Source organism: Corallococcus sp. bb12-1 (assembly GCF_026626765.1).
GTDB classification, from domain to species: domain Bacteria; phylum Myxococcota; class Myxococcia; order Myxococcales; family Myxococcaceae; genus Corallococcus; species Corallococcus terminator.
On the sequence record NZ_JAPNJZ010000034.1, the window covers coordinates 40,009 to 63,488 of the forward strand.

The following is a 23,480-nucleotide window of genomic DNA, read 5'->3' on the forward strand; positions in this document are numbered from 1 at the left end:
CAGGCAGGCGGGCCCTTCTTCCACCCATCGCACCTTTCTCATCGCGCCTGCTTGTGCAGGCGCGAGAGGCCGCTTCAATGTCTTCGTCCCCTTCTTCCGACCCCACCCCCACCCCGCCGACCCCGGGTGGAGCCACCCACGACCAGTGGCAGGGCGCGCGCCTGTTGTGGAGCGCCCTGCTGTGCCTGGTCATCATCGGCGCGGCCATCGCCCTGGAGCGCTGCGTTTGAGCCCGCCCTAACTTCCAGTGAGCCCCCGGCTCCGCGCGGTCCAGGCGGGGTCGGGGCCCGCGAATCCGGACGTCCCACCCCCAAGGCGGGATGTCCCTTCCATCCACGACGGTCCCCTGCCCCCGCCCGCATCCCAGGGGTTGGACCGCCCCCGCTCCTCCGAGGCGCCTCCCATGCACGACGCCCACGCCTTCCTCCAAGCCCTCGCCACCGTCCTCTGTGTCGCGGCGGTCACCACGGTCCTCTTCCAGCGCCTGCGCCAACCGGTGGTGCTGGGCTACATCCTCGCGGGCGTCATCATCGGGCCGCACGTGCCCATCCCGCTGGTGGCGGACCCCAACATCGTGACGACGCTGTCGGAGCTGGGCGTCATCCTGCTGATGTTCTCCCTGGGACTGGAGTTCAGCCTGCGCCGGCTGTTCCAGGTGGGCCCCACCGCGGGGCTCACGGCCGTCATCCAGTGCAGCGTGATGGTGTGGCTGGGCTTCATCGTGGGCCGCGCCTTCGGCTGGACGATGCTGGAGAGCCTGTTCACCGGCTGCTGCATCGCCATCTCCAGCACCACCATCATCGCCAAGGCGTTCGACGAGCAGAACATCCGGGGCGCGCTGCGCAGCATCGTGGTGGGCATCCTCATCGTGGAGGACCTCATCGGCATCCTCTTGATGGCCATGCTCACCGCGGTGTCCACGGGCTCCGGCCTGTCCGCGGGCGACCTTGCGCTGACGGTGGGGAAGCTGGCCGCGTTCCTGGTGGGGCTGGTCGTCATTGGCCTGCTGGTGGTGCCCCGGGTGATGCGCGCCATCACGAAGCTCCAGCGTCCGGAGACGACGCTGGTGAGCAGCATCGGCATCTGCTTCGCCATCGCGCTCCTCGCGCAGGCGTTCGGCTATTCGGTGGCGCTGGGCGCGTTCCTCGCGGGTTCGCTGGTGGCGGAGTCCGGCGAGGGCAAGGAGATTGAGCATCTGGTGCAGCCGGTGCGCGACCTGTTCGGCGCGGTGTTCTTCGTGTCGGTGGGCATGCTCATCGACCCGGCGCTCATCCGCGAGCACTGGCTGGCCATCGTGGTGCTCACGCTGGTGGTCGTCTTCGGGAAGATCATCAGCGTCACGCTGGGCGCCTTCTTCACCGGAAACGGCACGCGCACGTCCGTGCAGGCGGGCCTGAGCCTGTCCCAGATTGGCGAGTTCTCCTTCATCATCGCGGGCCTGGGCCTGACGCTGAAGGCCACGGGCACCTTCCTGTACCCGGTGGCGGTGGCCGTGTCGGCCATCACCACACTGACGACGCCGTGGCTCATCCGCGCCTCCGGGCCGCTGGCCAACTGGGTGGACCGCAAGCTGCCCGCGCCGCTGCAGACCTTCGCGTCGCTGTACGGCAGTTGGGTGGAGAATCTGCGCACGTCGCCGCGCCAGAAGACGGTGGGCGCGAACGTGCGGCGCATGGCGATGATGCTGCTGCTGGACGCGGCGCTGCTCACGGTCATCGTCATCGGCACGTCGGTGATGCTGCCCCAGGTGACGGCGTACATCGACTCGCGCATCGAGGGGAACGTGACCTTCACCCCGATGATCGTCATCGGTCTGGCGGTCGTGCTGGCCCTGCCCTTCTGCGTGGGCATCATCCGCGTGGCGCGCCGGCTGGGCGTCGTCCTGGCGGAAGGTGCGTTGCCGGCGGTGCCGGGCGGCAAGGTGGACCTGGCGGCGGCGCCGCGCCGGATGCTCGTGGTGGCGCTGCAACTGGCGAGCGTCTTCATGGTGGGCGCGCCGGTGGTGGCCATCACCCAGCCGTTCCTGCCAGGCTTCCCGGGCGCGGTGCTGCTGCTCATCTCACTGGGAGTGCTGGGGTTCGCCTTCTGGCGGAGCGCCACGCACCTGCAGGGCCACATGCGCGCCGGAGCGCAGGTGATTGTCGAAGCGCTGGCGACCCAGTCCCACGCGAAGACGGGCGACGACGAACCCGCCCCGGACGTACTGCACAAGGTGCGTCAGTTGCTGCCGGGCCTGGGCGAGCCGGAGTCGGTGGCGCTCGCCGCGTCCAGCGCCGCGGTGGGCCGCACGCTGGCGGAGCTCAACCTGCGCGGCATGACGGGGGCCACGGTGCTGGCCATCCGCCGGGGGACCGAAGGGGTGCTGGTGCCTTCCGCGCAGGAGGTGCTGCGCGCGGGGGACATCCTGGCGCTCGCGGGGACGCACGAAGCCATCGACGCGGCGAAGGACGTGCTCGGCGGGGGCGCTGGAGCCGGGGTGGACGCCGCACCGGTGTGATGCGGTGGATGCAATGGGGGGACGGGGCCGGCCGTAGGCATGGCATGCCGTCCCCCTTCCGCATCTTCCGCGTCACGGAGGCTTCCACCATGCGCCGCCCCTTCCTGCCGACCCTCGTCCTCGCCTGCTCGCTGGCCGTGCCTGCGCTGGCGGCGGAGCCCGCGAAGCCGGCCAAGGCCCCCGTGAAGCGGGTCTGCGTCAACGTGAAGGACGGGAGCAAGGCGGTCCAGGGCACGGACCTGATCATCGAGCCCGGGGAGAAGATCAAGGACGCGGTCGCGGTGGACGGGGACGTCATCGTGAAGAAGGGCGCGGTGGTGGACAACGACGTGGCCGCCGTCCGGGGCCGCGTCATCCTGGAGGCCGGGGCGCGGGTGAAGGGCGACGTGGTGTCCCTGGGCGGCGAGGTGCGGGTGCCCGCGGGCGCGCGCGTTGACGGGAGTGCCCTGGCCCTGGGCGGCAAGCTCAAGGTGGACAAGCAGGAGGACGTGGGCGGTGAGAAGGTCAACTTCTCGATGGAGCTCAACGGCGAGGACCTGGTGAAGCAGGTCATCGGCAAGGCGCTCGACGAGGATCAGAAGTGCCACATCCTCGACGACGATGACGACAAGGATGTCTGAGGCGCGCGGCCCCGGCTGTCGCGCCGGGTGCGGTGTTTGGAGATGATGGGCTGAACGCCCATTGCCCCCCTGCGACCCCGGGTCGGATGGGGTTCATCCCTGCCATTCCCAGATTCCGTGCGATGCGAAGACGAACGGGCATCGTGCAGTGGTTCAACCTCGCGATGGGCTTTGGCTTCATCGCTCCCGATCGCCGGGGCGCGCACGTCGTCGTCCTCCGGGAAGACATCGAAGCGGAGGGCGACCCCATCCTCACCCGGGGACAGGCCGTCTCCTTCGAGTACTTCACGGGCCACGGGCGATTCACGTCAAACCGCTGGAGCCTTCCCTGGCTGCGGGTGACTGAACTCCAGGATGAGTTGGCCCAGCCCGAGGGGCGGGATGGGTTCTTCGCGGGCGTCCACAGGTTCAGCAAGGCCCGAGGAGCATCGCTTCCCACGGGCTCCCCGGGCTTCTCCAGGGGTGAACCCAGGGAACAGCATCATGGGACGTGGAACCGTGAAGTGCTTCGACCCCATCAAGGGCTTTGGATTCATCACCCCGGATGAGGGCGGACACGACCTGCTCTTTGAATTCGTCTGCCTGGCCGCCACGGACCGACCCGACTTCAAGGAGGGTCAACGGGTGGAGTTCGATCCCATTCCAGGCAGCGCGGCCCCCGAGGTGAAGAACCTCCGGCGAAGGGCGTAGGGCCACAAGGCGGGCCAGGGCAACGACAGACCTCCAACGAGGCTGGCCTGCTCAGCCCGTGCGATGGGCGGCCCCCCAGATTCCCACCTTGCCGTCGTCCATGCCCCAGCTCACGAAGCGTCCGTCCGGAGAGAACGCCACGGAGCTGCCCTCCATGTCGTCCAGGTCCGAATAGGCGAAGAGCTCTTGTCCATCGTGGGCGTTCAGCACCACGAAGGCGCTCGTGTCCGGGCTGGCCGCGATCAGGGAGCCCGCAGGGTTGAATTCCAACTGGAGGACTCCCGAACCCGGTCCTTTCATCACTCGCACGACGTCGAGTGAGGGCAGGCTCAGGAACAGCAGCTCCCCCGCCGTGTTCGCGGCGATGAGCTGGTCTCCTGAGGGGACGAACGCCACGGTCCAGATGCGAGAGGACTCGAAGGAGCGACTGCCCACCAGCTTCCCTGTCTTCGCCTCCCACAGGCGGATCGACGCGAGGGTCACCGCGCCCTCGCGCTCCTCGGCGGCCCCCGCGGCGGCGAAGACCCCATCGGGGGAGAGCGCACAGCCATGGAAGAGCGCGCGATCATCCCGTCGCCAGATCAACCAGTTCTTGCGCAGGTCCCAGAGCAGGACGCGTCCGCCCGGGGCCGTGAGCAACAATCGCGTGGCATCCAACGACAGACACGCCCCCGATACGGACATCCCGGTCTTCACCGTGGACACCAGGGCGCCGTCGGTCACCGACCAGGTCTGGAGGGCGCCCCGGAACGTCACGGACAGGAGGGTCTGGGAATCCGGCAGGAACCACGCCGCCACCCCACCGGCCAGCGGGCGCGTGAAGCGCGGCGTGCACCCGTCCGCCTCCAGGTCCCACCAGCGCAGTTGATCCTCCCCCCGGTTCCGGACCGACAGCAGGTAGCGCGACGACGCGTCCCAGCCCAGCACCTGTCTCAGGGCGTGCGGAGAGCGGTCCGGTTCGCCCAGCGTCCGCACCAGGGACAGGCTCCGTGCGGTGTCGGGGGTCAGCAGGGGGGAAGGCACGCGCATTCGCGGCCAGGATACGGGATCCGCCCCGAACAGGGCGTGCGGACCTGGACGCGCCCGTCGCCCCCCGCGACCCCAGGTCGGGATGGCTCGCTTCCCACCGTTCCAAGATTCAAGGACACCGCCTGGATTTCCCCAGGGGTGGCTCAGAGGGACGGCGACACGGCGACGGGAACCGTGAAATCCGGCCGCTGTAGCCCACGCGCCGTGTGGGCTCACACGAAGGAGGGCGGGCACGACTCCGGGCGTCACCCCTGGCGCACCCTGGGTGGTGTCCCCTCCGATTCCAGGTGGGGGCTTGAGCGCCGGAGGATGGAGGGCCTAAGACGCCTGCGCCCCTTCCCGGGGCTGCCGTTCCGAGGACACCCATGCTCAAGAAGATCGCCATTGGCCTTGCCGCCGCGCTGGTGCTGCTGCTCGCCTTCATCGCCACTCGCCCCGACACCTTCACGCTGTCGCGCACCGCCACGGTGCCGGGCACGCCGGACGTCGCCTTCGCGCTGGTGAACGACTTCCACCAGTGGAGCCAGTGGTCTCCGTGGGACAACCTGGATCCGAACCTGAAGCGCGTCTTCGGCGGCGCGGAGTCGGGCACCGGGGCCACCTACGCGTGGACGGGCAACTCCGACGTGGGCGAAGGCCGGATGACCAACGAGGAGAGCCGCGCGAACGAGTCCGTCCGCATCAAGCTGGAGTTCATCAAGCCCTTCGCCGCCACCAACACCACGACGTTCACGTTCAAGCCCGTGCAGGATGGCACCGCCGTCACCTGGACCATGACCGGTGAGAACGGCTTCATGAGCAAGGCGTTCTCGGTCTTCATCGACATGGACAAGATGGTCGGCAAGGACTTCGACAAGGGCCTCGCCAGCATGCAGGCCGCCGCCAAGGTCGAGGTCGCCAAGCGCGCGGAGGCCGAAGCCGCCCGCAAGCAGGCCGAGGCGAAGGCCGCCGAGGAGGCCGCCGCCGCTACCGCCGCCGCCGCGCCCACCGAGGGCGCTCCCGCCGTGGCCGTGCCCACGCCGTAGTCCCCACGCCAATCCCTTGCGGTTCCCGGCCCCTTGTTGCCTCCCAGGCAACAGGGGCTTCTTGTTTCACGACAATCTGTCATTGCACGACCCGGCGTCACTCCGGGAATCACCCATGGTATTTGTACTGCCTCTTCGACACTACGAGGTCTGGCAATGCCTGTGTTTCGTGGAGCCTCCCGGCTCGCGTTGTGCCTGCTCACGTTCGTCCTTGCCTGCGGTTCCACCGAACCTGATCCAACCCCTGGTGAGGACGACGAAACCGACAAGGTCGCCGCGCTCACCCTCTCCCCGAACGGGGCGACGCTGCTGGTGGGTGAATCCCTGACGCTGGCCGCCCAGGCGGTCGACAACACCGGCCAGGTGCTCAGGAACGTCCAGGTGACCTGGAGTTCCTACCTGCCGGAGTACGCCACGGTGACGAACGGCCGGCTGAAGGGCGTGGCCGCCGGCGGCACGGTCATCACCGCCAAGGCGGGGGCGGCGAGCGCGACCCTGTCGGTGATCGTGATGCCCACCGACGCGTCCCAGCCCTCGAGCGACGAGGTGCTGGCGTCCGCGCGTGAAGCCGGCCTCATCAACGACGAGGAACTGCTGGCCTACCAGGTGTACGCGGCATTCAGCGATCCCCGCCTGCCCCTCCAGTACAAGGCACGGGTCGAACGGGGGTTCGACGTCACCGTCCTCGAAGCGCTGCGCGAGCGCTTCGACAGCCTCTCCGCGCCGATGCAGCAAGAGCTCGGAATGTACCTGCTGCGCCCGGATGACCCGGGGAGCTGGCTCAACGCGCCCCTGCCCGACGCCCGACTGAGCAGCATGAGCCGGCCCACCTGCCGCCAAAGCGGCGGGGGTTGGTACTCCCTGTCGAAGTCCACCGCGAAGGTGAAGGTCTGGTTCGAGTACGCCGTCTCGGGTCAACGCGAGCAGGCCCAGCTCCTCGACGATGCCATCGAGAAGGAGATCTGGCCGAAGTTGATGGCGCTGGGACTCAAGGAGCCGCTCACCGACGAGGACTCCATCGGCTGCAACGGGGGCAGCTCCCAGCTCGACCTCTACCTGGTCCGCAACATGGGCGGCTACGGGTTGACCATCCCGGAAGGTCTCAGCAACACGCAGGCGCGCACCTACATCCAGCTCTGGGACGGGCTTGGCGATGGTGAACTCAAGGCCGGGGCGACGCATGAGCTGATGCACGCCATCCAGTGGGCCTACAAGACGAAGGACTGGCAGAGCCGCTACGGGTGGATCCGGGATGCGACCGCGAACTGGGCCATCGACCAGGTGTATGGACAGTCGCTGCAGCTCGAACACCAATACGCCGACTGCTTCATGAGCACCCCGGACCTCCACCTTGAGAACCGCACCAAGAACCACTGCACCGCGCCGGATGCGGGCGATGCCGCACGCGACTACGGCGCCTACCTGTTCTTCCAATACCTGTCGAAGAAGCACGGCCCGAGCGTCGTGGTGGCGGCGCTGGACAAGCTGACCACGGAGACCTCCAGCCTCACCGCGGTGGACTCCGTCATCCCCGGCAAGCTGGAGAAGGTCTGGCCGGAGTTCGCGAAGGTGCTCTGGAACCAGGCGCCCATCGACACCAAGGCGGAGTCCTTCAAGGCGTGGGACAACCTCACGGAAAAGGTGAAGTTCAAGGCGCTCAAGGGCGACCTGGCCGGCGCGCCCGAACACAAGGAAGAGCTTCCCACCGAGCTGAACAACCTGGCCAACAGCTACCACCACTTCACGTTCAGCGACCCGAACACGCGCTCCCTGCTGTTCCACAACGGGTGGTTCAAGAACATCACCGAGTCGAAGGATCCCGTGAAGGTACTGGCGCTCTGGAACGACGCGAGCGGGACGTGGCACGAGGAGGACTGGAGCGATTACGAGTACGTGGGGCTCTGCCGCGACATGAAGTCACAGCGGGCGCAGGACCTGATCATCATCACCAGCAACGCGAAGTTCGCGCCCGGCGGCGGCGGGAGCCTGACGGCGGCGAAGACGCCGTACCTCAAGCGCAGCAACGTGGGCTGCTGGAAGTACAAGGGCACTTCGAAGGCGGTCCTGATGGGGGCGGGCTGGTCGGGCCGGGGAAAGGTCACCGACGCGAACCTGGAGTTCCAGGTGCTGGGGGACTCCACGTCCACGGCCTATGAGCATCCGAAACTCCCGCACACGAAGCGGCTCGGGGCGTTCATGCTCATGATGCCCAGCGGCGACCTCACGCTCGACATCAGCTACTCGCGCCATGGCTGCAACTACTCGCACGGGCCCACGAAGTACTCGCTGGGGCCCACGGGCGGGGCGATGTTGATGAACCCGTTCAATGAATTGAAGTCAACGGAGCCCGACATCCAGGACTGGCTGTCACACGCATCGCGCTCGTACAGAGCGGCGCTCGGCGACGGACGCATCATCAGCGTCGCCGTCAGTGGCAAGGACTGCCAGGGACCGGAGCTGGATGCCCTTGGGAACATCCTCTTCACGGACTCGGGTGAACCCACCGCCACACCGGCGCTCGTGAAGCCGAATGGCGAGCTGTCCGGGACGGTCTCCATGTTCGACGGCGTCTTCAGTTGGACGCTGCAGCCGCAGATCGAACCCTGAGCCGCGGCGTCGCCGCAGGAGTCCATGGCTCCTGCGTCGGCCTGGCCGTCCTCTCAGGGCTCGGGGACGAAGCGGTAGAGGGCGCTCTCGATGTCGGACGTCAGGTAGACGGTACCCGAGCGCCCCACGGCGACGCCCGTGGGCAGGTAGCCCGGCGGGAAGGGAGCGCTCTCGGGCTGGCCGATGCGCAGCTTGCTCGCGACCACCGTCGATTTTCCCGTGGCCGGGTCGATGCGCACCAACTGCTTGCCCCTGGAAGATGTAGGTCCAGCCGTCGTTGACCATGTCGACGGGCTGCTGGCGGCCGGAGACGATCGCGGAAAAGTTGCGGATGCGCTCCTGCTGCCAGCCCGGCTGGAGCGACTTCGCCCAGGCCTCGTCCGTCGGCTGGTTGGCGCGCACGCCGACCCCCGAGGGGGTGCGCGGAAAGACATACAGCTGCCGGGCCGTGGCGCCCAGGTGCGGAAGCCCGGCCATCACCTGTCCGCGTCGGGCAACACCTCCACCCGCCGCTGGCTGGAACAGGCCATCCAGGCGGTCGTCGACGAAGGCGGGACCTGAAGGACCGCCGCCGCCCCTCATCCACGGGTCGTCAAGAATCAGAAAAGGGGCGGCCGTCTTCCGGCCGCCCCTCCCCTTCAGCTCAAACCCTCACCCGGCTACTTCGTGAAGGTGACAGGCCCGGAAGACAGCGTGGTGTTGTTCGCGCCGTCCACCGCGCGCACGCGCCACGTGTGCGTGCCCGTGGCCAGCCCGTTCACCGTCGTCTGCTCGGTGCCCACGCCGTACACCTCGAACTCCCACAGCGAGTAGCCGTAGGCCGTCGCGCGCTGCACGCCGCGCATGCGCACGTAGCGGCCCACGCCCGTGAGGCCCGTCCAGTCGTCGATGCCACCGTCGCCGGTGTCCACCGTCCTCAGGGCCACCCAGTTGGTCGCACCGTCCAGCGACGTCTCCAGGACGTAACGCCGGCCGTACGCGGCCTCCCAGTTCAGCAGGATGCGCTTGATGCTGTAGATGGCGCCCAGGTCCACCGTGATGGAGTCGGTGTCACCCGTCGTCGCCGTGCCGACGCTCGACCAACGCGTCGTCAGGCTGCCGTCCACCGCGTCGTTCGGGCTGCCGAACTCGGACGAGGTGGCCGCCACGTTCTTGCCCCGCGCCAGGTTCGTCCCGGCCGGGGTCGCCGCGCTCCGGAGGATGGTCGGCGTGCGGTCCGCCCCGTCCACGATGAGCACGTACTCCGACACGCCCGCGCCCACGTCCGTCGTCTGCTCCCAGATGAAGCGCGTGGCCGTGCCCGGCACCGCCTGGCCCGCCGACGGCGACAGCGCCGCGAAGGCCCCCGGAGGCGTCGTGTCGTTCAGCGTGAAGGTGAACGTGGGCGACTGCGTCACCCCGTTCGCCCAGTTGAACGCCTTGACGAACCAGGTGTGCGTCCCGTTCGCCAGCTTCAGGCTCTCCAGCGGAGCGGACGGCGTCTTGGTGATCGCCACCGGCGCCGCGTTGCCGTCGATGAAGACCTCGTAGCGCTGGATGCCCGTCTGCGGATCGCTGCTGGCGTTCCAGGTGAACGCCGGACGCGTGCCGGTGATGACCAGGTTGTTCGTCGGCGTCAGCAGGCTGAACGCCACCGGCGCCGTCGCATCCGTCAGGCCGAAGCCCTGGATGCCCGCGCCGTACTGGAACAGCGGGTTGCCGTAGATGGGCTCGATGTGCTCGCCCGCGGCGATCTTCGCGCGGATCGTCGTCCGCTCCGCGGCCGTCGCACCCAGGTCGTACGGCAGATCCCAACGCTCCAGCTGGTCGTTCTCCACGTCCGTGCCAATCTGGTTCATGGCACGCGGCAGTTGCCACGGCGTCTTGCCGCGAGGCAGCACGTCGCCGAACAGCACGTCCGCCACCGCGAAGCCACCCATGTCACCGGGTCGGTAGGCGATGAGGAACGCGTTGGAGATGGGCATCACGTTCGTCAGGACATACGGCCGCGGCATGATCATCACCGTGGTCGTGGGGATGCCCCGCGACTTGAAGCTGTTGATGACGCCGAACTGGTCGCCCCACTTCGCGTCGTGGGCCGGGCCAATGGGATCTCCAGGCAGGTACGGCTTCTCCTTGTCCCACTCCGTGCCGTGCGTGAAGTAGCTCTCACCCACCACCACGATGGCCGCATCCGGCGTCACGCCCGCGGGGGCGGCATCCTTGTAGACCGTGAGGCCCGCCGCTTCCGCGCGCGCCTTCACCGCCGTGTAGATGGTCGGATCGCCGAACTCGTAGCCATGGAAGTCCGACCGCCAGGTCACCATGCAGGACATGTCGTCCGCGCGGGGACCCGCGATGACGATCCTCCCACCCGCCGGCAGCCGGAGGGGCAGCGCGCCGTCGTTCTTGAGCAGCGTCATCGCGCCTTGCGAAGCGCGGCGGACCGCGGCCTTGCTGGTGGCGGTGTGCCACTCGGAGGTGCCCGCAGGGCCGTTCTTGTACGGGTCCTCGAAGATGCCCAGGCGGAACTTCAGGTCGAGGATGCGCCGCACCGAATCGTTGATGCGGGCCAGCGGCACCTCGTTCTCGAAGTTGGCCATCGCGGACGGCGTCGCGCCGCCCATGACATCCGAACCCGCCGTGGCGGACCGCACCCACGCGCCGGAAGGCAGCCAGTCCGAACAGATGACGCCGTCGTAGTTCAGCTTCGTGCGCAGGTAGTTGAGGATGCCCGGGTTGTCGCCCGCGCCGTACCCCTCCGGCCCCAGCAGCCAGCTACCAGCGTAGCCCGGCATGATGCCGCTGGTGCCCGCCTCGATGGCCGCGTGCCACGGACGCATGTGGTAGTGGATGGTGGTGCCGTCGTAGGTGATGCCCGCCTCACCGCCAGCGCCCTGGCCCGGCCAGTGCTTCGTCGTCACCCAGATGGAGTTCGGGTTCACTTCCGGGCCGCCCTGGAGACCGGCGATGAGCGCGCGGGTGATGCCCGACGCCAGCTCCGCGTCCTCGCCGTTGCCTTCCTGCGTGCGCGGATAGAGGACCTTGGTGTTCACCTCCGCCAGCGGAGACAGCGTGCCTCGGCTGCCAATGGCGATCTGCTCGCGGCGCTGGATGTCACCCATCTCATAGACGGTGTCCAGGTCGCGCGAAGCGGCGAGCGCCGGCTGCGTGGGCCAGCTCGTCTTGTAGCCGTGGATGGAGTCACCCGCGTCGATGTGCGGGATGCCCAGCCGCGTGGCCGCGGACGCCCTCTGGAACATCGGGATGTCCGTGGGGGACAGCGGCCCCATCTGGAAGCCCGCCAGCGGGTACTCCTTGGCGTCGTAGAACATCTGCATGGCCTTCTCATGCAGCGTCATGCGGCCCATCAGGTCGCTCACGCGCACGGAGATGGGGTTGCGCCAGTTCTCGTACGGTTCAATGGTGCCGTTCTTGTTCAGGTCGCGCGAGCCATTGATGATGTTGACGCCGTCCGCCTGCGTCTCCACCGTTGGCAGGTACACGCTGAAGTTGCCGATGTCGGAGCGCGGCGTGCTGCCCGACAGCGTCGCCACCACGTACCACTTGTACGTCCAGCGATCCGGCAGGTCCTCCGTGAAGGTGAAGGACGTGCCCGTCTGCGACGCCACCTGCGTGTAGCGCTCCAACAGGCTGCCCGGCGCCATCCAGTCGTAGTCGTTGCGCGACAGGTTGACGTAGAGCCTGTAGTTGGTCGCGCCCGTGACGGGGGCCCACGTCAGCGTGGGACGGCGCGTCGTGGTCACCATCGTATTGTTCGTCGGCGTCACCAGCCGGAACGAACCCGTCACCGGCAGCGGCGCGGGCGCCACGTACGGGTCCGGGATGATGGTTGGGTCGCGCGGATCCGTGGGGCCATTGCCCGTGGAGTAGATCTCCACGTTCCAGTCCGCGCCCTGCACCGCCAGCGCGCTGACGGACTGCCCGCGCTGCTGGCTGCCATTGTAGTCCACCACCGCCAGACGGATGTCCGTGTTGGGCTGGGTGGGCGAGAACTGGTTCTTCGACAGCGTCACCGTCGTGTTGGGCGGGAACGTGAGCTGGTAGGTGAACGGCCCGGGAGGGTTGCGCACGGACGGCGTGGTGTTGCCCTCCTCCGGCACCGGCGTGACGCTGATGGGCGCGGGCGACACGTTGATCTTCGCGTACGCCAGCTCCGGGAAGTTCAGCTTGAGGGTCTGGTTGGTGGTCTGCGTCGGCGGAGGGTTGGTGCCGCCGGACTGGTAGACCTCAAAGGACCACAGCGAGTAGCCGTAGCCGGTGCCGCGCTCCGTGCCGCGCATGCGGATGTAGCGGTAGGTGCCGGAGACCGGAATCTCCCGGCGGCCGATGACACCGTTGGTCACCGTGTTGAGGGTGACCCACGTGGTGTCGTTGTTGGAGCCGTCAATCGTATACGTCTTGCCGTAGGCGCCTTCCCATTCCAGCACCACCTTGCCCACCACCTGGGAGGAACCCAGGTCCACGCGGATCCACTGGGGATCCACTTCGGAGACGGAGGCCCAGCGCGTCGTGCCCAGGCCGTCGAACGCGAAGCCCGGCAGCAGGTACTCGGAGTTGCCCTCCACGCTGGACGCCGTGGCCGGCTTGTTCAGCGCCAGGTCCGTGGTGACGGGCGGAGGCGTGGTGCCCCCCGTCTCATAGATGGCGAACTCCCAGAGGGAATAGCCGAACGCGCCCGAGCGGGTGACGCCCTGCATGCGGACGTAGCGGCCGGTGGTCCCCGCCGGCAGCGACAGGTCATCCACCGCGCCGTCGCCGTTGATCACGGTAAGCGCGTCGGTGAACGTCGTGCCGTTGGCCGACACCTGGATCTTGTAGCCCGTGGCGTAGCCCGCCTCCCAGGTCAGCACCACGCGCGAAATCGTGCGCGTCTGCCCCAGGTCCACGGTGATCCATTCATTGTTCGTGAAGGCGCTGCCCCAGCGCGTGCCGCCATTGCCGTCCACCGCGTACTGCCCCAGGAAGATGTCTTCCGCGGAGGACGTCGTGGTGGGTCGGTTCAGAGCGACGTTCGTCTGGGCCTGGGCCGGCGCGGCCGCCAGCACGGAGACCAGCATCGCGACCGCGACGAGGGCCTTCCTTAGCCAGACACCGGGTGGTGCTTCGAGCAGAACGGGGCTTGTGCCCGTTCTTGACAAATCCGTTGAATATTCACACATTGGGGGACGACTCCTTGAGTAGGAACCACCGTGAGGCATGCGTCTGGACGCGCGACCAGGACGCGCGTCAAACGCAGAGGGACTGCCTTGGCTGGAGCCACTGCTTCCCCGCCCTGACGGCGCCGGACGCGGGGGCGCCGGTGACGTCAAGACAAGGCTCGGGCGTTCCGGCTGTCATCCTCGACAGCCGACCCACCCTCCTGGCACTGCGTCCTGCCTAGTTCGCGGTGAAGTACAAGTTGTCGAGCAGGAGAGACTGACCGGCGACACCACCTTCAGCGGCGAAGGTGAACGGTGACGACACGGCGTTGAGCTTCAGGCCCGCCGCGGTGAAGTCCGCGATGGGGATGGCCAGGTGATGCCACGCACCGTCATTCACATAGCCGTACTTGGAGGCGACGAGCGGATAGCCCTTCTCATCCGTCTTCACGCCGCTGGACATGCCGATCTTCACGTTCGCGAAGGCGGCTTCCGAGGACTTCATGCTGACGTGGAGCGTCTTCCACGCGTCCAGGTTGTGCACGTTGGTCCAGTGCACCCCGAAGCCCATCCACGGCTTGCCGTTCTGGACGATCTTCGTGGAGAACTTGCCCTCCACGCGGTCTCCCACGGGGTCGAAGATGTCCTCCACGTAGACGGTGTTGTCGTAGAGGTAGAAGTTGGTGTCCACGTTGTCGAGCACCACCTCTTCGGAGTGGCCCGTCTCGTAGAAGATGCCCACCATCAGGCGGCGCTGACCGTCCTCGAAGGGGAACGGCCCGGGCAGCACCTCCTCCTCGGGGTCCGTCCCACCGTCGTTGTTGCTCCCGATGGGGCCCTGGTCCGAGTAGTCCGCCGGGCCCGGATCCGGGCGGCAGGCGGAGAGCATCAACAGCAATCCAAACAACGGCGTCTTCATGGCTTCACCGCCCGGTCCGCACCACTGGAGGTCTTCACCATCACCCAGCCGCCCGTCACCGTGCCGCCCAGCTCCACGACGCCCTTGTACGCGGGCGTCACCAGGTCATAGGCGATGGTGCCGGACGCGTCGTACGTCACCGCGTCCGGGAAGTTGTCGAGCACGGACTGGAAGGCCTTCACCGCCATCTCCCGCGTCTGCGGAAGGCTGGCCTGATCCGCCAGGCCCCGCTGGTAGATGGCCGCGAGCTGGACGCCCACGTAGTACTGCGCCTCGCCGTACGGCCCCTGGGCCAGGATGGTGGCCCAGGAATAGAAGCCCGCCACGGGGCTCGCGCTGGCCTGGATGTCCCACTTCGTCTCGGTGCCCACGCCCGACAACCGGAAGGGGTTGTACGGGTCGTCCAGCACGGACGTGTTCGGGTAGACGCCCATCAGGGGGTCGGTGACCACGAAGGTCATGTCCTCCAGCGAGCGGCCGTAGATGATCGTCGGATCTTCGTAGCAGCCGGACAGCGACACCACGGCGGCCACCAGCAGAGCAGTCCTCATGATGCGTCGTCCCTCAGAGAGAAAGGATGGCATACGCGCCCACCTCGTATTCGCGGCCCTTCAAGCCCTCGGTGATGCCTCGCTCGTTGAGGCCCTCCGAGTACTCATCCAGCATGCGGACCAGGCCGCGCAGACCGAAGCGCGTGGACACCGCGCCCAGCACCGGCTTCTTCAACCCGTAGGACAAATCCCCGCCCAGCTGCACCGGGTAGGTGAGGTTGAAGACGCGGTGGTAGTCGTACGGGCCCCAGTCGTTGAAGCGCATCTGCGCCGCGAACAGCAGCGTGTCGTAGAGCGCGGAGGCGTCCAGGCCGAAGCGGTGGATCTGCCGGTCGTCCTCACCCGCGGACTGGTTGCTGCCCACGAACGCCGTGCCGAACAGGCGCAGGCGCTGGCTGGGATTGCCCACCATGCGCAGCGTCGTCTCCCACTCGTCGCGGGCGACGGGCGAGCGGCCGAAGGCGATGGTGCTGCCATCCGCGAGGATGGCGATGCTGGCGTCACGCGACGTGGGCTGGTGGCGGTAGACGATGTCCAGGCCCGCCGCGAAGGGCGCGTCCTCACGCAGATCCCGATCCCACGCCCAGAACCAGGTGCCGGGCGTCGGGTCGAAGGTGATGAGCAGCTCCGCGCCCAGCGTCTCGCGGTTGTCCAACACGGTGAAGGCATCCACCAGCACGCTGCGCGGCTTCACGCCCGCGAAGTACTGGCCCGTGGCGGGGTCGAACGCGTCGTTGATGGTCGGGTTCGGCCCGACGAGGGGCTTCTGGTAGAGCAGGTTCGGGGAGATTTGAATCATGCCGAACTGCAGCGCGGCGCCCAGCTGGCCGGCGTAGTGGTTGCCTCGGCCGCTCTCGCGCAGGCTCCAGCCGGTGATGATGTTGGCCTGCTCCGGTCCGCTGTCCGCGACGAGGCCGCGGATGGAGGACTGGAGGAGCCAGCGCACCATGCCCATGTCGTAGGTGAGCCGCGCCTTGGCGCCCAGGGTGTCCAGGAACTGCACCTGATCCTGGAGCACGTCGTAGCCGCTGTTGAGGTAGCTGGGCGCGTCCGCGGCCGCCTGCCGCGTGTAGGTGAACGTCTCGCCGATGCGCTGGGGCGCGGAGAGCAGGCCGCCCACGTCCAGGACCATCTTGCCGGTGGCGTACTGGAAGTTCAGCGCCGTCCTGCGCGCGATGCGCTCACGCACCACGGAGGCGGTGCTGGACGAAGCGCCCTGCGCCAGGTCCTCCTGGTGCACCAGGGTGATGTTCACCGGGCCCACGTTGTTGCGGTACTTGGCCACGGCGGAGGGGTTCGCGCCCCAGTACAGCTCCGGGCCCACCGCCACCTTCAGGCCCTCCAGGTTGCGCTTGCCGCTGAACACCACGCCGAAGGGCGCGTTGCCGTTGTAGATGTCCAGGTTCGGCCCGTAGTTGGCCTCGCGGTAGAGGCCGAAGAAGTCGCCCTCCTCGCCCCAGTGGTAGTGGCCGGTGCGGTAGTAGCCCTCGAGCGCGAAGTCCGCCCGGTCCACCTTGAACTCCGCCTGATAGAGCGCCAGCCGGTCCAACGGGTTGTTGGACGTCTGCGGTGAGCCGGGGGTGACGGGATTCGCCGTGCCCACGCCCGGCGTGGAGCGCGCGCCGCGGTTCTCGTAGAACAGGTTGTTGAGCCGGTTCTGCGCCACGTTGCCCACGACGTTGAACGACGCGCGGCCGTAGACGCCGCTGGCCGGCTGCACCGCCAGGTCGAAGTAGACGGACTGGGTGTGGTCCGCGGAGCTGCGGTTGGGACGCACCGTCGCGATGCTGCCGCGAGACAGCGAGCTGTCCAGGAGCAGCCGCAGGTTGGACACCCGCACCGCGCTCAGCTCCTCCGTGCGCGCCAGCGCCACCGACGACGTGTAGCTGCTGGTGAGCGCGGAGGGGCGGATGCCCGCGAAGAACTGGCGGATGGTGTCCGGGTTCGTCGTGGGCGCGTACGGATCCAACCGGAAGGCGGCCTGGAGCACGTAGTAGGCGGTGCGCGGCTGGATGCCGCTGATGCCGTTGTCGTCCGGCGGGCCCAGGGCCGCGATGCCGAACCACTCCTCGTTCATGTTGTTCTGGCCGGGGACGAAGTCGGACGTGTAGCCCCCGTTGGGCCAGGACGCGGTGGTGTCGTGGATGGAGAGGTTGGCCTCCTGGCCCATCTTCCACCAGCCGTCCACCCACTGGAACACGAAGCCGCCCACGGCCGTGCCCGACAGGCCCTGGCCGTAGCTCTCCAGGTAGATCTGCTCCCACTGCGTGCGCAGGTATTCGGCCTGCGCGACGTGGTCCTCGCGCCCCGCCTTGGCGTCGTACGCGTCCGCGCCGAACTCGGAGAAGAACACCGGCTTGTTGAGCTTCTGCTTCACCTCCGCGAACATGTCGCGCGCGGTGGCACCCCGGTAGACGTTCGTGCCCAGCACATCCAGGTCCTGGCAGTGCTTGGCGATGAGGTCGATGTACTGGAGGTCGCCGTTGGCGATGGACACGGGGTGGTTCGTGTCCCGCTTCTTCACCGTGCGCGTCGCTTCACCGTAGAGCGTGTACAGCGACTCCGCGCGGGCGGCGTCCTCGTGGCCGGGCAGCGCCTCGATTTCAAACGACGTCCAGTGCAGGCCGTAGTTGTTCTCGTTGCCGAGCAGCCACATCAGCACGCCGGGCACGTCGCGGTAGACTTCGACCTTCTGCGCCAGCGCGTCGAGGATGGCCTTGCGGTGCGCGGGGTTGGAGTAGTCGATGTTGGGGACCATCACCCCGTTGACGGCGTGGCCGTAGCGGCCCATCAGCGGGTTGAGCATCGTGTAGATGCCGTAGTTCCGGTAGATGTACTCGACCCACTGGGGCGGGATGTCGTCGAACTGGCGGATGGCGTTGATGCCCGCGTCGCGCAGCAGGCCCATCTCCTTGGCCAGCACCTGCTTGATGAAGTCCTCCGACTGCATCCAGAGCGAGTACCGGTAGTTCTCACCGATGGGCGTGTAGCCCCAGTTGATGCCGTGGATGGCGAAGTCCCGGCCGTCCACCTGGAGCTTGAAGCCGCGCTCGTCGTGGATCACGCGCGTCACCGTCGTGCGCATGGCGGCGCCGTGCACGGTGGTTTCGGGCGGGGGCGCGGGCGCGGCCACCGGGGCCGGTGCGGCCTCGACGGGGGCGACCGGAGCGGCCGGCGCCGTGGCATCCACGGGGCCCGCGGAGGGCGGCTGGCTGGCGGCCGGCGCCTGGATGGGCGCCCCTGCCCCGGGCTGCTGCGCCACGGCCTGCGCGCTGCACAGCGCCAGACACGTCGTCGTCAAAAAGAGCTTTTTCAAGCGGCCTGCTCCACGTCCAGGCCGTTCTGGGCCACGACGTCACGGTAGAGGTGGGCACTGTCCTTCGGGGTGCGCTGCTGGGTGGCGTAGTCCACGTAGACCAGGCCGAAGCGCTTCTCGTAGCCGTACGCCCACTCGAAGTTGTCCAGGAGCGACCAGGCGAAGTAGCCCGCCAGGTTCACGCCCTGCCCGATGGCGTCCGCGCACGCTTCCAGGTGCGTGCGCAGGTAGTCCACGCGCTGGGTGTCGTGCACGCGTCCGTCCGCGCTCAGGCCCGTGGAGTACGCGCAGCCGTTCTCCGTGATGTAGATGGGGCCCGGCTTGTATTCCTTCTCCAGGTGGACGAGCAGCTTCGTGAGGCCCTTCGGGTAGACCTCCCAGTCCATGTCCGTCTTGGCCGGGTTCACGAACACCGTGCGGGGCGCGTTCTTCTCCTCCGGGATGCGGTTGCTGCGCAGCACCGCGCGCGAGTAGTAGTTCACGCCCAGGAAGTCGGTGGGCTCCGCGATCGTCTTGAGGTCGCCCTCCTGGATGAAGTCCAGCTTCGCGTTCGGGATGCGACCCGCCTTCACGTGGTCCTCCACGACGTCCATGGGGTAGCCACGGCCGTAGAGGGGCTCCAGGAACCAGCGGTTGAAGCCGCCGTCGAAGTCGCGGCACGCGTCCGCGTCCTCGGGGCTGGGCGACGCGGGCTCGCCGGGCGTGAGGTTGAGCGTGATGCCCACCTCCGCGTTCTTCACGTTGGAGCGGATGACCTGCACGGACTTGCCGTGGGACAAGAGCAACTGGTGCGACGCGGCCAGGGCCTTGGACCAGTCCTTGTGGCCCGGCGCGTGCTCGCCGTTGCCGTAGCCCAGCACACTGATGCACCAGGGCTCGTTGTGGGTGATCCACCGCTTCACGCGGTCCCCCAGCGCGCGGCTCATCACGTCCGCGTACTCCACGAAGGCGTCGCCGGTGGCGCGCGCGGGCCAGCCGCCCTGGTCCTCCAGCACCTGCGGCAGGTCCCAGTGGTAGAGCGTGACGAAGGGTTCGATGCCCGCGCCCAGCAGCGAGTCCACCAGCTTGGAATAGAAGTCCACGCCGGCGGTATTCACCTGGCCCCGGCCGGTGGGGAGGATGCGCGGCCACGCAATGGAGAAGCGGTAGGACTTCAGCCCCATCCAGCGCATCAGTTCGATGTCCTCCGGCCAGCGGCGGTAGTGCTCACAGGCCACCGAGCCGTCGGACTTGTCGTTGATCTTCCCGGGCGTGGCGGCGAAGCGGTCCCAGATGGACTCGCCACGACCGTCGACCGTGGTGGCACCTTCAATCTGATACGCGGAGGTGGCCACACCCCAGAGGAAGTCAGGAGGAAACTGACGCATCGGCGGTAACTCCTTTCGAAGCTTCAAGGTGGCAGCGAACGAGGTGGTTCGCGGCCGGCAGGACGTCGGGGGGAGGAACGGTGGAGCAGCGCGGCTCGGAGACAGGGCAGCGCGGGGCGAAGGGGCAACCCACGAGCGGAGGCAGGCCCGTGGCGGGGCGCACCGGCAGCGCGGCCTGGAGGAAGTCCACGCCATCCGGCACGGCCGACAGCAACAGCTTCGTGTACGGGTGGCGCGGCTGGCCCAGCACCTGTTCGGCGCGGCCCGCCTCCACCACCGTGCCCGCGTAGAGCACGAGGATGCGGTCGGCCAGGTGCCGCGCGCTCGCCAGGTCGTGGGTGATGAACAGGATGCCGATGCCGCGCTCCTGCGTGAGGCCGCGCAGCAATTGCAGCACGCCCTTGCGCGTGGACACGTCCAGCATCGACGTGGGCTCATCCGCGATGATGACCTGCGGCTCCACCGCCAGGGCGCGCGCCACCGCCACGCGCTGGCGCTGGCCGCCGGACAGCTCATGCGGGAAGCGCTTGGCGAAGTGCTCCGCGGGCGTCAGGCCCACGGACTCCAGGAGCGACAGCACCTTGGTGCGCAGCCCCGACTTCGGCACCCGGCCGTGGCGCACGAGCGGCCGCTCCAGGTGATACGCCACCGTGTGCACGGGGTTGAGCGAGGCGAACGGATCCTGGAACACCATCTGCACGCGCCCGCGGTAGTCGAGCGACGCCTGCGCGCTGCCATCCGCGAGCACGTCGCGGCCCGCGAGGCGCAGGTGCCCCGCGTCGGGCATGTCCAGCCGGGCCAGCAGCCGGGCCAGGGTGCTCTTGCCGCTGCCGGACTCGCCCACCAGCGCGACGATCTCCCCCTGCTGGAGGGAGAAGGACACGCCCTTGAGGATGGGTCGACGCTCGCGAGAGAAGAAGCCTCCCACGGTGAAGCTGCGGGTGAGCCCTTCGGCCTCCAGCAGGGGCGCGCTCATCGGTGACCTCCAGGGATGGCGGCGACGCGCATGGACGGCCGGGACACCGACAGCTCCGGGGCCGCTGTCGCGTGCGACGTGACGGACACGTCGCCCGCGATGAGGTGCGGGAACGAGGACAGCAGCAGCTGCGTGTACGGGTGGCGCGCGTTGGTGCGCAGCCCCTCGGAGGTGTTCAGCTCCACCAGCTTGCCGCCCTGGAGGATGCCCACGCGGTCCGACAGCGCGAGCAGCAGCGGCAGGTCGTGCGTGATGAAGAGGATGGCGAAGCCCAGGCGCTGCTTGAGCTCCACCATGCGCTGGAGCAGCTCCTTCTGCACCACGACGTCCAGCGCCGTGGTGGGCTCGTCCATGATGACCAGCCGGGGCTCCAGGACCAGCGCCAGCGCGATGCCCACGCGCTGCCGCATGCCGCCGGAGAGCTGGTGGGGATACGCCGTGACGAGGTCCGGCGACAGGCCCACCATGCCCAGCAGCTCGCGCGCGCGGGCGTAGGACGTGGCGCGGGACACGCGGCCGTGCGCCGCCAGCGTGTCGTGGAACTGCTCACCCAGCGTCAGCACCGGGTTGAGCGCGCTCATCGCGCTCTGGAACACCATGGACACCTGGCGCCAGCGGAAGGCGCGCAGGCCGGCGCCCTCCAGCGCGGTGACATCCATGCCGTTGAAGAGGATGCGCCCCTGCGTGATGCGCGCGGAGGACGGCAGGAGGCCCAGCAGCGCCGAACCGATGGTGGACTTGCCGCTGCCGGACTCGCCCGCGAGGCCGAACACTTCTCCCGGCGCCAGGTCGAAGGACACCGTGTCCACCACGCGGGAGGCACCCTTCTCCGTCGCGTAGTCGATGCTCAGATCCTGCACGCTCAGGAGCACGCCCGGCGCGGGCCGGTCCACGTGCACCGGGGCCACGGTCCCCTTGGGCAGCGGCGCGGGCTTGTGCACGCGCAGCGCGGGGTTGGTCATCTCATCGATGGCGGAGCTCACCAGCGTGAGCGCGAAGCCCACGAGCGCGATGCACATGCCCGTGGGGACGAAGATCCACCACGAGCGCGTGAGCAGCGCCGCGTCGTTGCCGGCCCAGTACAGGTTCGTGCCCCACGTCACCGCGCTGACGTCGCCCAGGCCCAGGAACTCCAGGCCCACCTGCGCGCCCACCGCGTAGAGCGTGTTTCCAATGAACGATGAGCCCAGCAGCGACGCCATGTTGGGCAGCAGCTCCCGCGACACGATGCGCGCGTGGCTCTCCCCCGTCACCACCGCCGCGGACACGAAGTCGCGTCCGCGCAAGGCCAGCGACTCCGCGCGGAAGACGCGCGCGTTCCAGGCCCAGCCCGCCACCGTCAGCACCGCCACCATGCGCAGGGGGCCGGACGGCAGGTACGCGCCCAGCACGATGGCCAGCGGCATGCCGGGAATCACGAGGAACACGTTGGTGGTGAGCGACAGCACGTCGTCCACGCGGCGGCCCAGGTAGCCCGCCGTCACGCCCATGAGCGCGCCGACGAGCGTCACGAGCGCGCCCACCGCGAAGCCCACCGCCAGCGTCTCGCGCGCGCCCACCACCGTCTGGGCGAGCACGTCCTGCCCCTGGCCCGTGGTGCCGAACCAGTGCGCCGACGAGGGCGGCTGGTGCGGACGGCCGACCAAGTCCGTCGGATCCATCACGAACCAGGGGCCCACCAGGGCGAGCAGGAGGAAGAACAAGAGCAGGCTGCCGCCTACCGCCGCCTTCCGGTGGCGGAGCAGCCTTCGCAGGGAGTCACGCATTCGAGCGGGTCCTCGGATCCAACCAGAGGCAGATGAGGTCCACGGCGAAGTTCGCCGCGAGCACCGCGAGGGTGATGACCAGGAACAGCCCCTGCATCAGCGGGTAGTCCTGATTGCGCACCGCGAGGATGAGCAGGTAGCCCGTGCCCGGATAGGAGAAGACGATCTCCGTGAGCAGCGAACCGGAGAGCACGAAGCCCACCGCCATGCCGAAGCTGGTGACGTTGGGCAACAGCGCGTTGCGCGCCGCGTACCGCAGCATCACCTGACGGGGAGGCAGGCCGCGCGCGTGCGCCAGCCGGATGGAGTCCGTGCCCAGCGTGGCCACCATCGTGTTGCGCATGCCGAGCATCCACCCGCCCAGCGTCGCCACGACGATGGACATCGCGGGCAGCACCGCGTGCCGGGCCACGTCCGCGGCGAACGCGAACGTCATCCCCGGCTCCATGTCGTGCCCGTACGCGTGGCGCAGCGGGAACCACCCCAGCACGAAGCCGAAGAGGTACAGCGCCAGCATCGCCAGCCAGAAGTACGGAAAGGCCCCCAGGAACGCGAGCGCGGGCGCGAGGCCCGAGTCCAGCCACCCTCCCCGGTTCCACGCGGCCAGCACGCCCAGGAAGGAGCCCAGCGCGAAGCTGATGATGACCGCCACGCCCGCCAGCGCCACCGTCCACATCAGGCCGGTGCCAATCACCTCCGTCACCTGCGACGGGAAGTAGGCGTACGACATGCCCAGGTCGCCCTGCATCAGGTGCTTCAGGTAGGTGAAGTACTGGGCGTACAGCGGCGCGTCGGTGAAGCCGAAGGCGGCCTTCAGCGCGCCCATGGCCTCCGGGGCCACCTTGCCCTCGAAGCGCGCGAACATGGCCGCGGCCGGGTCACCGGGAGCAAGGCGCGGAATCACGAAGTTGAGCGTGAGCGAGGCCCACGCGGCGATGAGGTAGAAGCCCATGCGCCGGAGGATGTAGCGACCCAT

Annotated in this window: 18 protein-coding genes; 8 read left to right on the forward strand and 10 right to left on the reverse strand. The window is 68.4% G+C overall.

Annotated elements, in window-relative coordinates; all coding sequences use genetic code 11:
• Nucleotides 1-77 precede the first annotated feature (77 nt).
• The 5 genes from OV208_RS39360 (at nt 78) to OV208_RS39380 (ending at nt 3,807) form a co-directional block, all read left to right on the forward strand.
• Entirely contained in the window at nt 78-230 is a 153-nt protein-coding gene (locus OV208_RS39360; protein WP_267579119.1) for a hypothetical protein, read from the forward strand.
• A 173-nt stretch (nt 231-403) separates the two neighbouring features.
• Nucleotides 404-2,497: a cation:proton antiporter gene (locus OV208_RS39365; protein ID WP_267579120.1), complete on the forward strand. Its 2,094-nt coding sequence runs from the start codon at nt 404-406 to the stop codon at nt 2,495-2,497.
• Between the two features lie 89 nt (nt 2,498-2,586).
• Nucleotides 2,587-3,117 (forward strand): polymer-forming cytoskeletal protein, encoded by a 531-nt coding sequence (locus OV208_RS39370; protein ID WP_267579121.1) that lies wholly within the window; start codon nt 2,587-2,589, stop codon nt 3,115-3,117.
• Nucleotides 3,118-3,239: 122 nt separating this feature from the next.
• Nucleotides 3,240-3,665 carry a cold-shock protein gene (locus OV208_RS39375; protein WP_267579122.1) on the forward strand — a complete coding sequence of 142 codons (426 nt, stop codon included), beginning with the start codon at nt 3,240-3,242 and terminating at the stop codon, nt 3,663-3,665.
• A complete protein-coding gene (locus OV208_RS39380; protein WP_267579123.1) occupies nt 3,601-3,807 on the forward strand; it encodes a cold-shock protein in 207 nt (68 codons plus the stop codon). The genes OV208_RS39375 and OV208_RS39380 overlap by 65 nt, the downstream gene beginning before the upstream one ends.
• Nucleotides 3,808-3,858: 51 nt before the next feature.
• Here OV208_RS39380 and OV208_RS39385 read toward each other — a convergent pair whose 3' ends face one another.
• Nucleotides 3,859-4,830, reverse strand: coding sequence for a WD40 repeat domain-containing protein (locus OV208_RS39385; protein ID WP_267579124.1), 972 nt, complete (start codon nt 4,828-4,830; stop codon nt 3,859-3,861).
• 371 nt (nt 4,831-5,201) lie between these two features.
• On the opposite strand from OV208_RS39385, the gene OV208_RS39390 reads away from it, so the two are divergent.
• Together OV208_RS39390 and OV208_RS39395 are read left to right on the forward strand one after the other, a co-directional pair.
• Nucleotides 5,202-5,861 carry an SRPBCC family protein gene (locus OV208_RS39390; RefSeq protein WP_267579125.1) on the forward strand — a complete coding sequence of 220 codons (660 nt, stop codon included), beginning with the start codon at nt 5,202-5,204 and terminating at the stop codon, nt 5,859-5,861.
• A gap of 156 nt (nt 5,862-6,017) precedes the next feature.
• Nucleotides 6,018-8,468, forward strand: coding sequence for an Ig-like domain-containing protein (locus OV208_RS39395; protein ID WP_267579126.1), 2,451 nt, complete (start codon nt 6,018-6,020; stop codon nt 8,466-8,468).
• Between the two features lie 53 nt (nt 8,469-8,521).
• On the opposite strand, the gene OV208_RS39400 is transcribed toward OV208_RS39395, so the two are convergent.
• Nucleotides 8,522-8,674 (reverse strand): hypothetical protein, encoded by a 153-nt coding sequence (locus OV208_RS39400; RefSeq protein WP_267579238.1) that lies wholly within the window; start codon nt 8,672-8,674, stop codon nt 8,522-8,524.
• On the opposite strand from OV208_RS39400, the gene OV208_RS41305 reads away from it, so the two are divergent.
• A complete protein-coding gene (locus tag OV208_RS41305) occupies nt 8,661-9,029 on the forward strand; it encodes a hypothetical protein (protein WP_324291457.1) in 369 nt (122 codons plus the stop codon). The two genes, OV208_RS39400 and OV208_RS41305, sit on opposite strands and share 14 nt — an antisense overlap.
• A 98-nt stretch (nt 9,030-9,127) precedes the next feature.
• On the opposite strand, the gene OV208_RS39410 is transcribed toward OV208_RS41305, so the two are convergent.
• The 8 genes from OV208_RS39410 to OV208_RS39445 form a co-directional block, all read right to left on the reverse strand.
• On the reverse strand, nt 9,128-13,528 hold the full coding sequence (locus tag OV208_RS39410) for a discoidin domain-containing protein (protein ID WP_267579127.1): 4,401 nt from the start codon (nt 13,526-13,528) through the stop codon (nt 9,128-9,130).
• Nucleotides 13,529-13,847: 319 nt separating this feature from the next.
• Nucleotides 13,848-14,528: a putative glycoside hydrolase gene (locus OV208_RS39415; RefSeq protein WP_267579128.1), complete on the reverse strand. Its 681-nt coding sequence runs from the start codon at nt 14,526-14,528 to the stop codon at nt 13,848-13,850.
• Nucleotides 14,525-15,079: a hypothetical protein gene (locus OV208_RS39420; protein WP_267579129.1), complete on the reverse strand. Its 555-nt coding sequence runs from the start codon at nt 15,077-15,079 to the stop codon at nt 14,525-14,527. The genes OV208_RS39415 and OV208_RS39420 overlap by 4 nt, the downstream gene beginning before the upstream one ends.
• A gap of 13 nt (nt 15,080-15,092) precedes the next feature.
• The gene (locus tag OV208_RS39425; RefSeq protein ID WP_267579130.1) at nt 15,093-18,395 is read right to left on the reverse strand and encodes a glycoside hydrolase family 2 TIM barrel-domain containing protein; all 3,303 of its coding nucleotides are present in this window, start codon (nt 18,393-18,395) and stop codon (nt 15,093-15,095) included.
• Nucleotides 18,392-19,762 carry a GH1 family beta-glucosidase gene (locus OV208_RS39430; RefSeq protein WP_267579131.1) on the reverse strand — a complete coding sequence of 457 codons (1,371 nt, stop codon included), beginning with the start codon at nt 19,760-19,762 and terminating at the stop codon, nt 18,392-18,394. The genes OV208_RS39425 and OV208_RS39430 overlap by 4 nt, the downstream gene beginning before the upstream one ends.
• The gene (locus tag OV208_RS39435) at nt 19,743-20,738 is read right to left on the reverse strand and encodes an ABC transporter ATP-binding protein (RefSeq protein ID WP_267579132.1); all 996 of its coding nucleotides are present in this window, start codon (nt 20,736-20,738) and stop codon (nt 19,743-19,745) included. Before OV208_RS39435 ends, OV208_RS39430 begins: the two co-directional genes overlap by 20 nt.
• Nucleotides 20,735-22,504: a dipeptide/oligopeptide/nickel ABC transporter permease/ATP-binding protein gene (locus tag OV208_RS39440; RefSeq protein WP_267579133.1), complete on the reverse strand. Its 1,770-nt coding sequence runs from the start codon at nt 22,502-22,504 to the stop codon at nt 20,735-20,737. Before OV208_RS39440 ends, OV208_RS39435 begins: the two co-directional genes overlap by 4 nt.
• Nucleotides 22,497-23,480, reverse strand: a complete 984-nt coding sequence (locus OV208_RS39445; protein WP_267579134.1) for an ABC transporter permease — start codon at nt 23,478-23,480, stop codon at nt 22,497-22,499. The genes OV208_RS39440 and OV208_RS39445 overlap by 8 nt, the downstream gene beginning before the upstream one ends.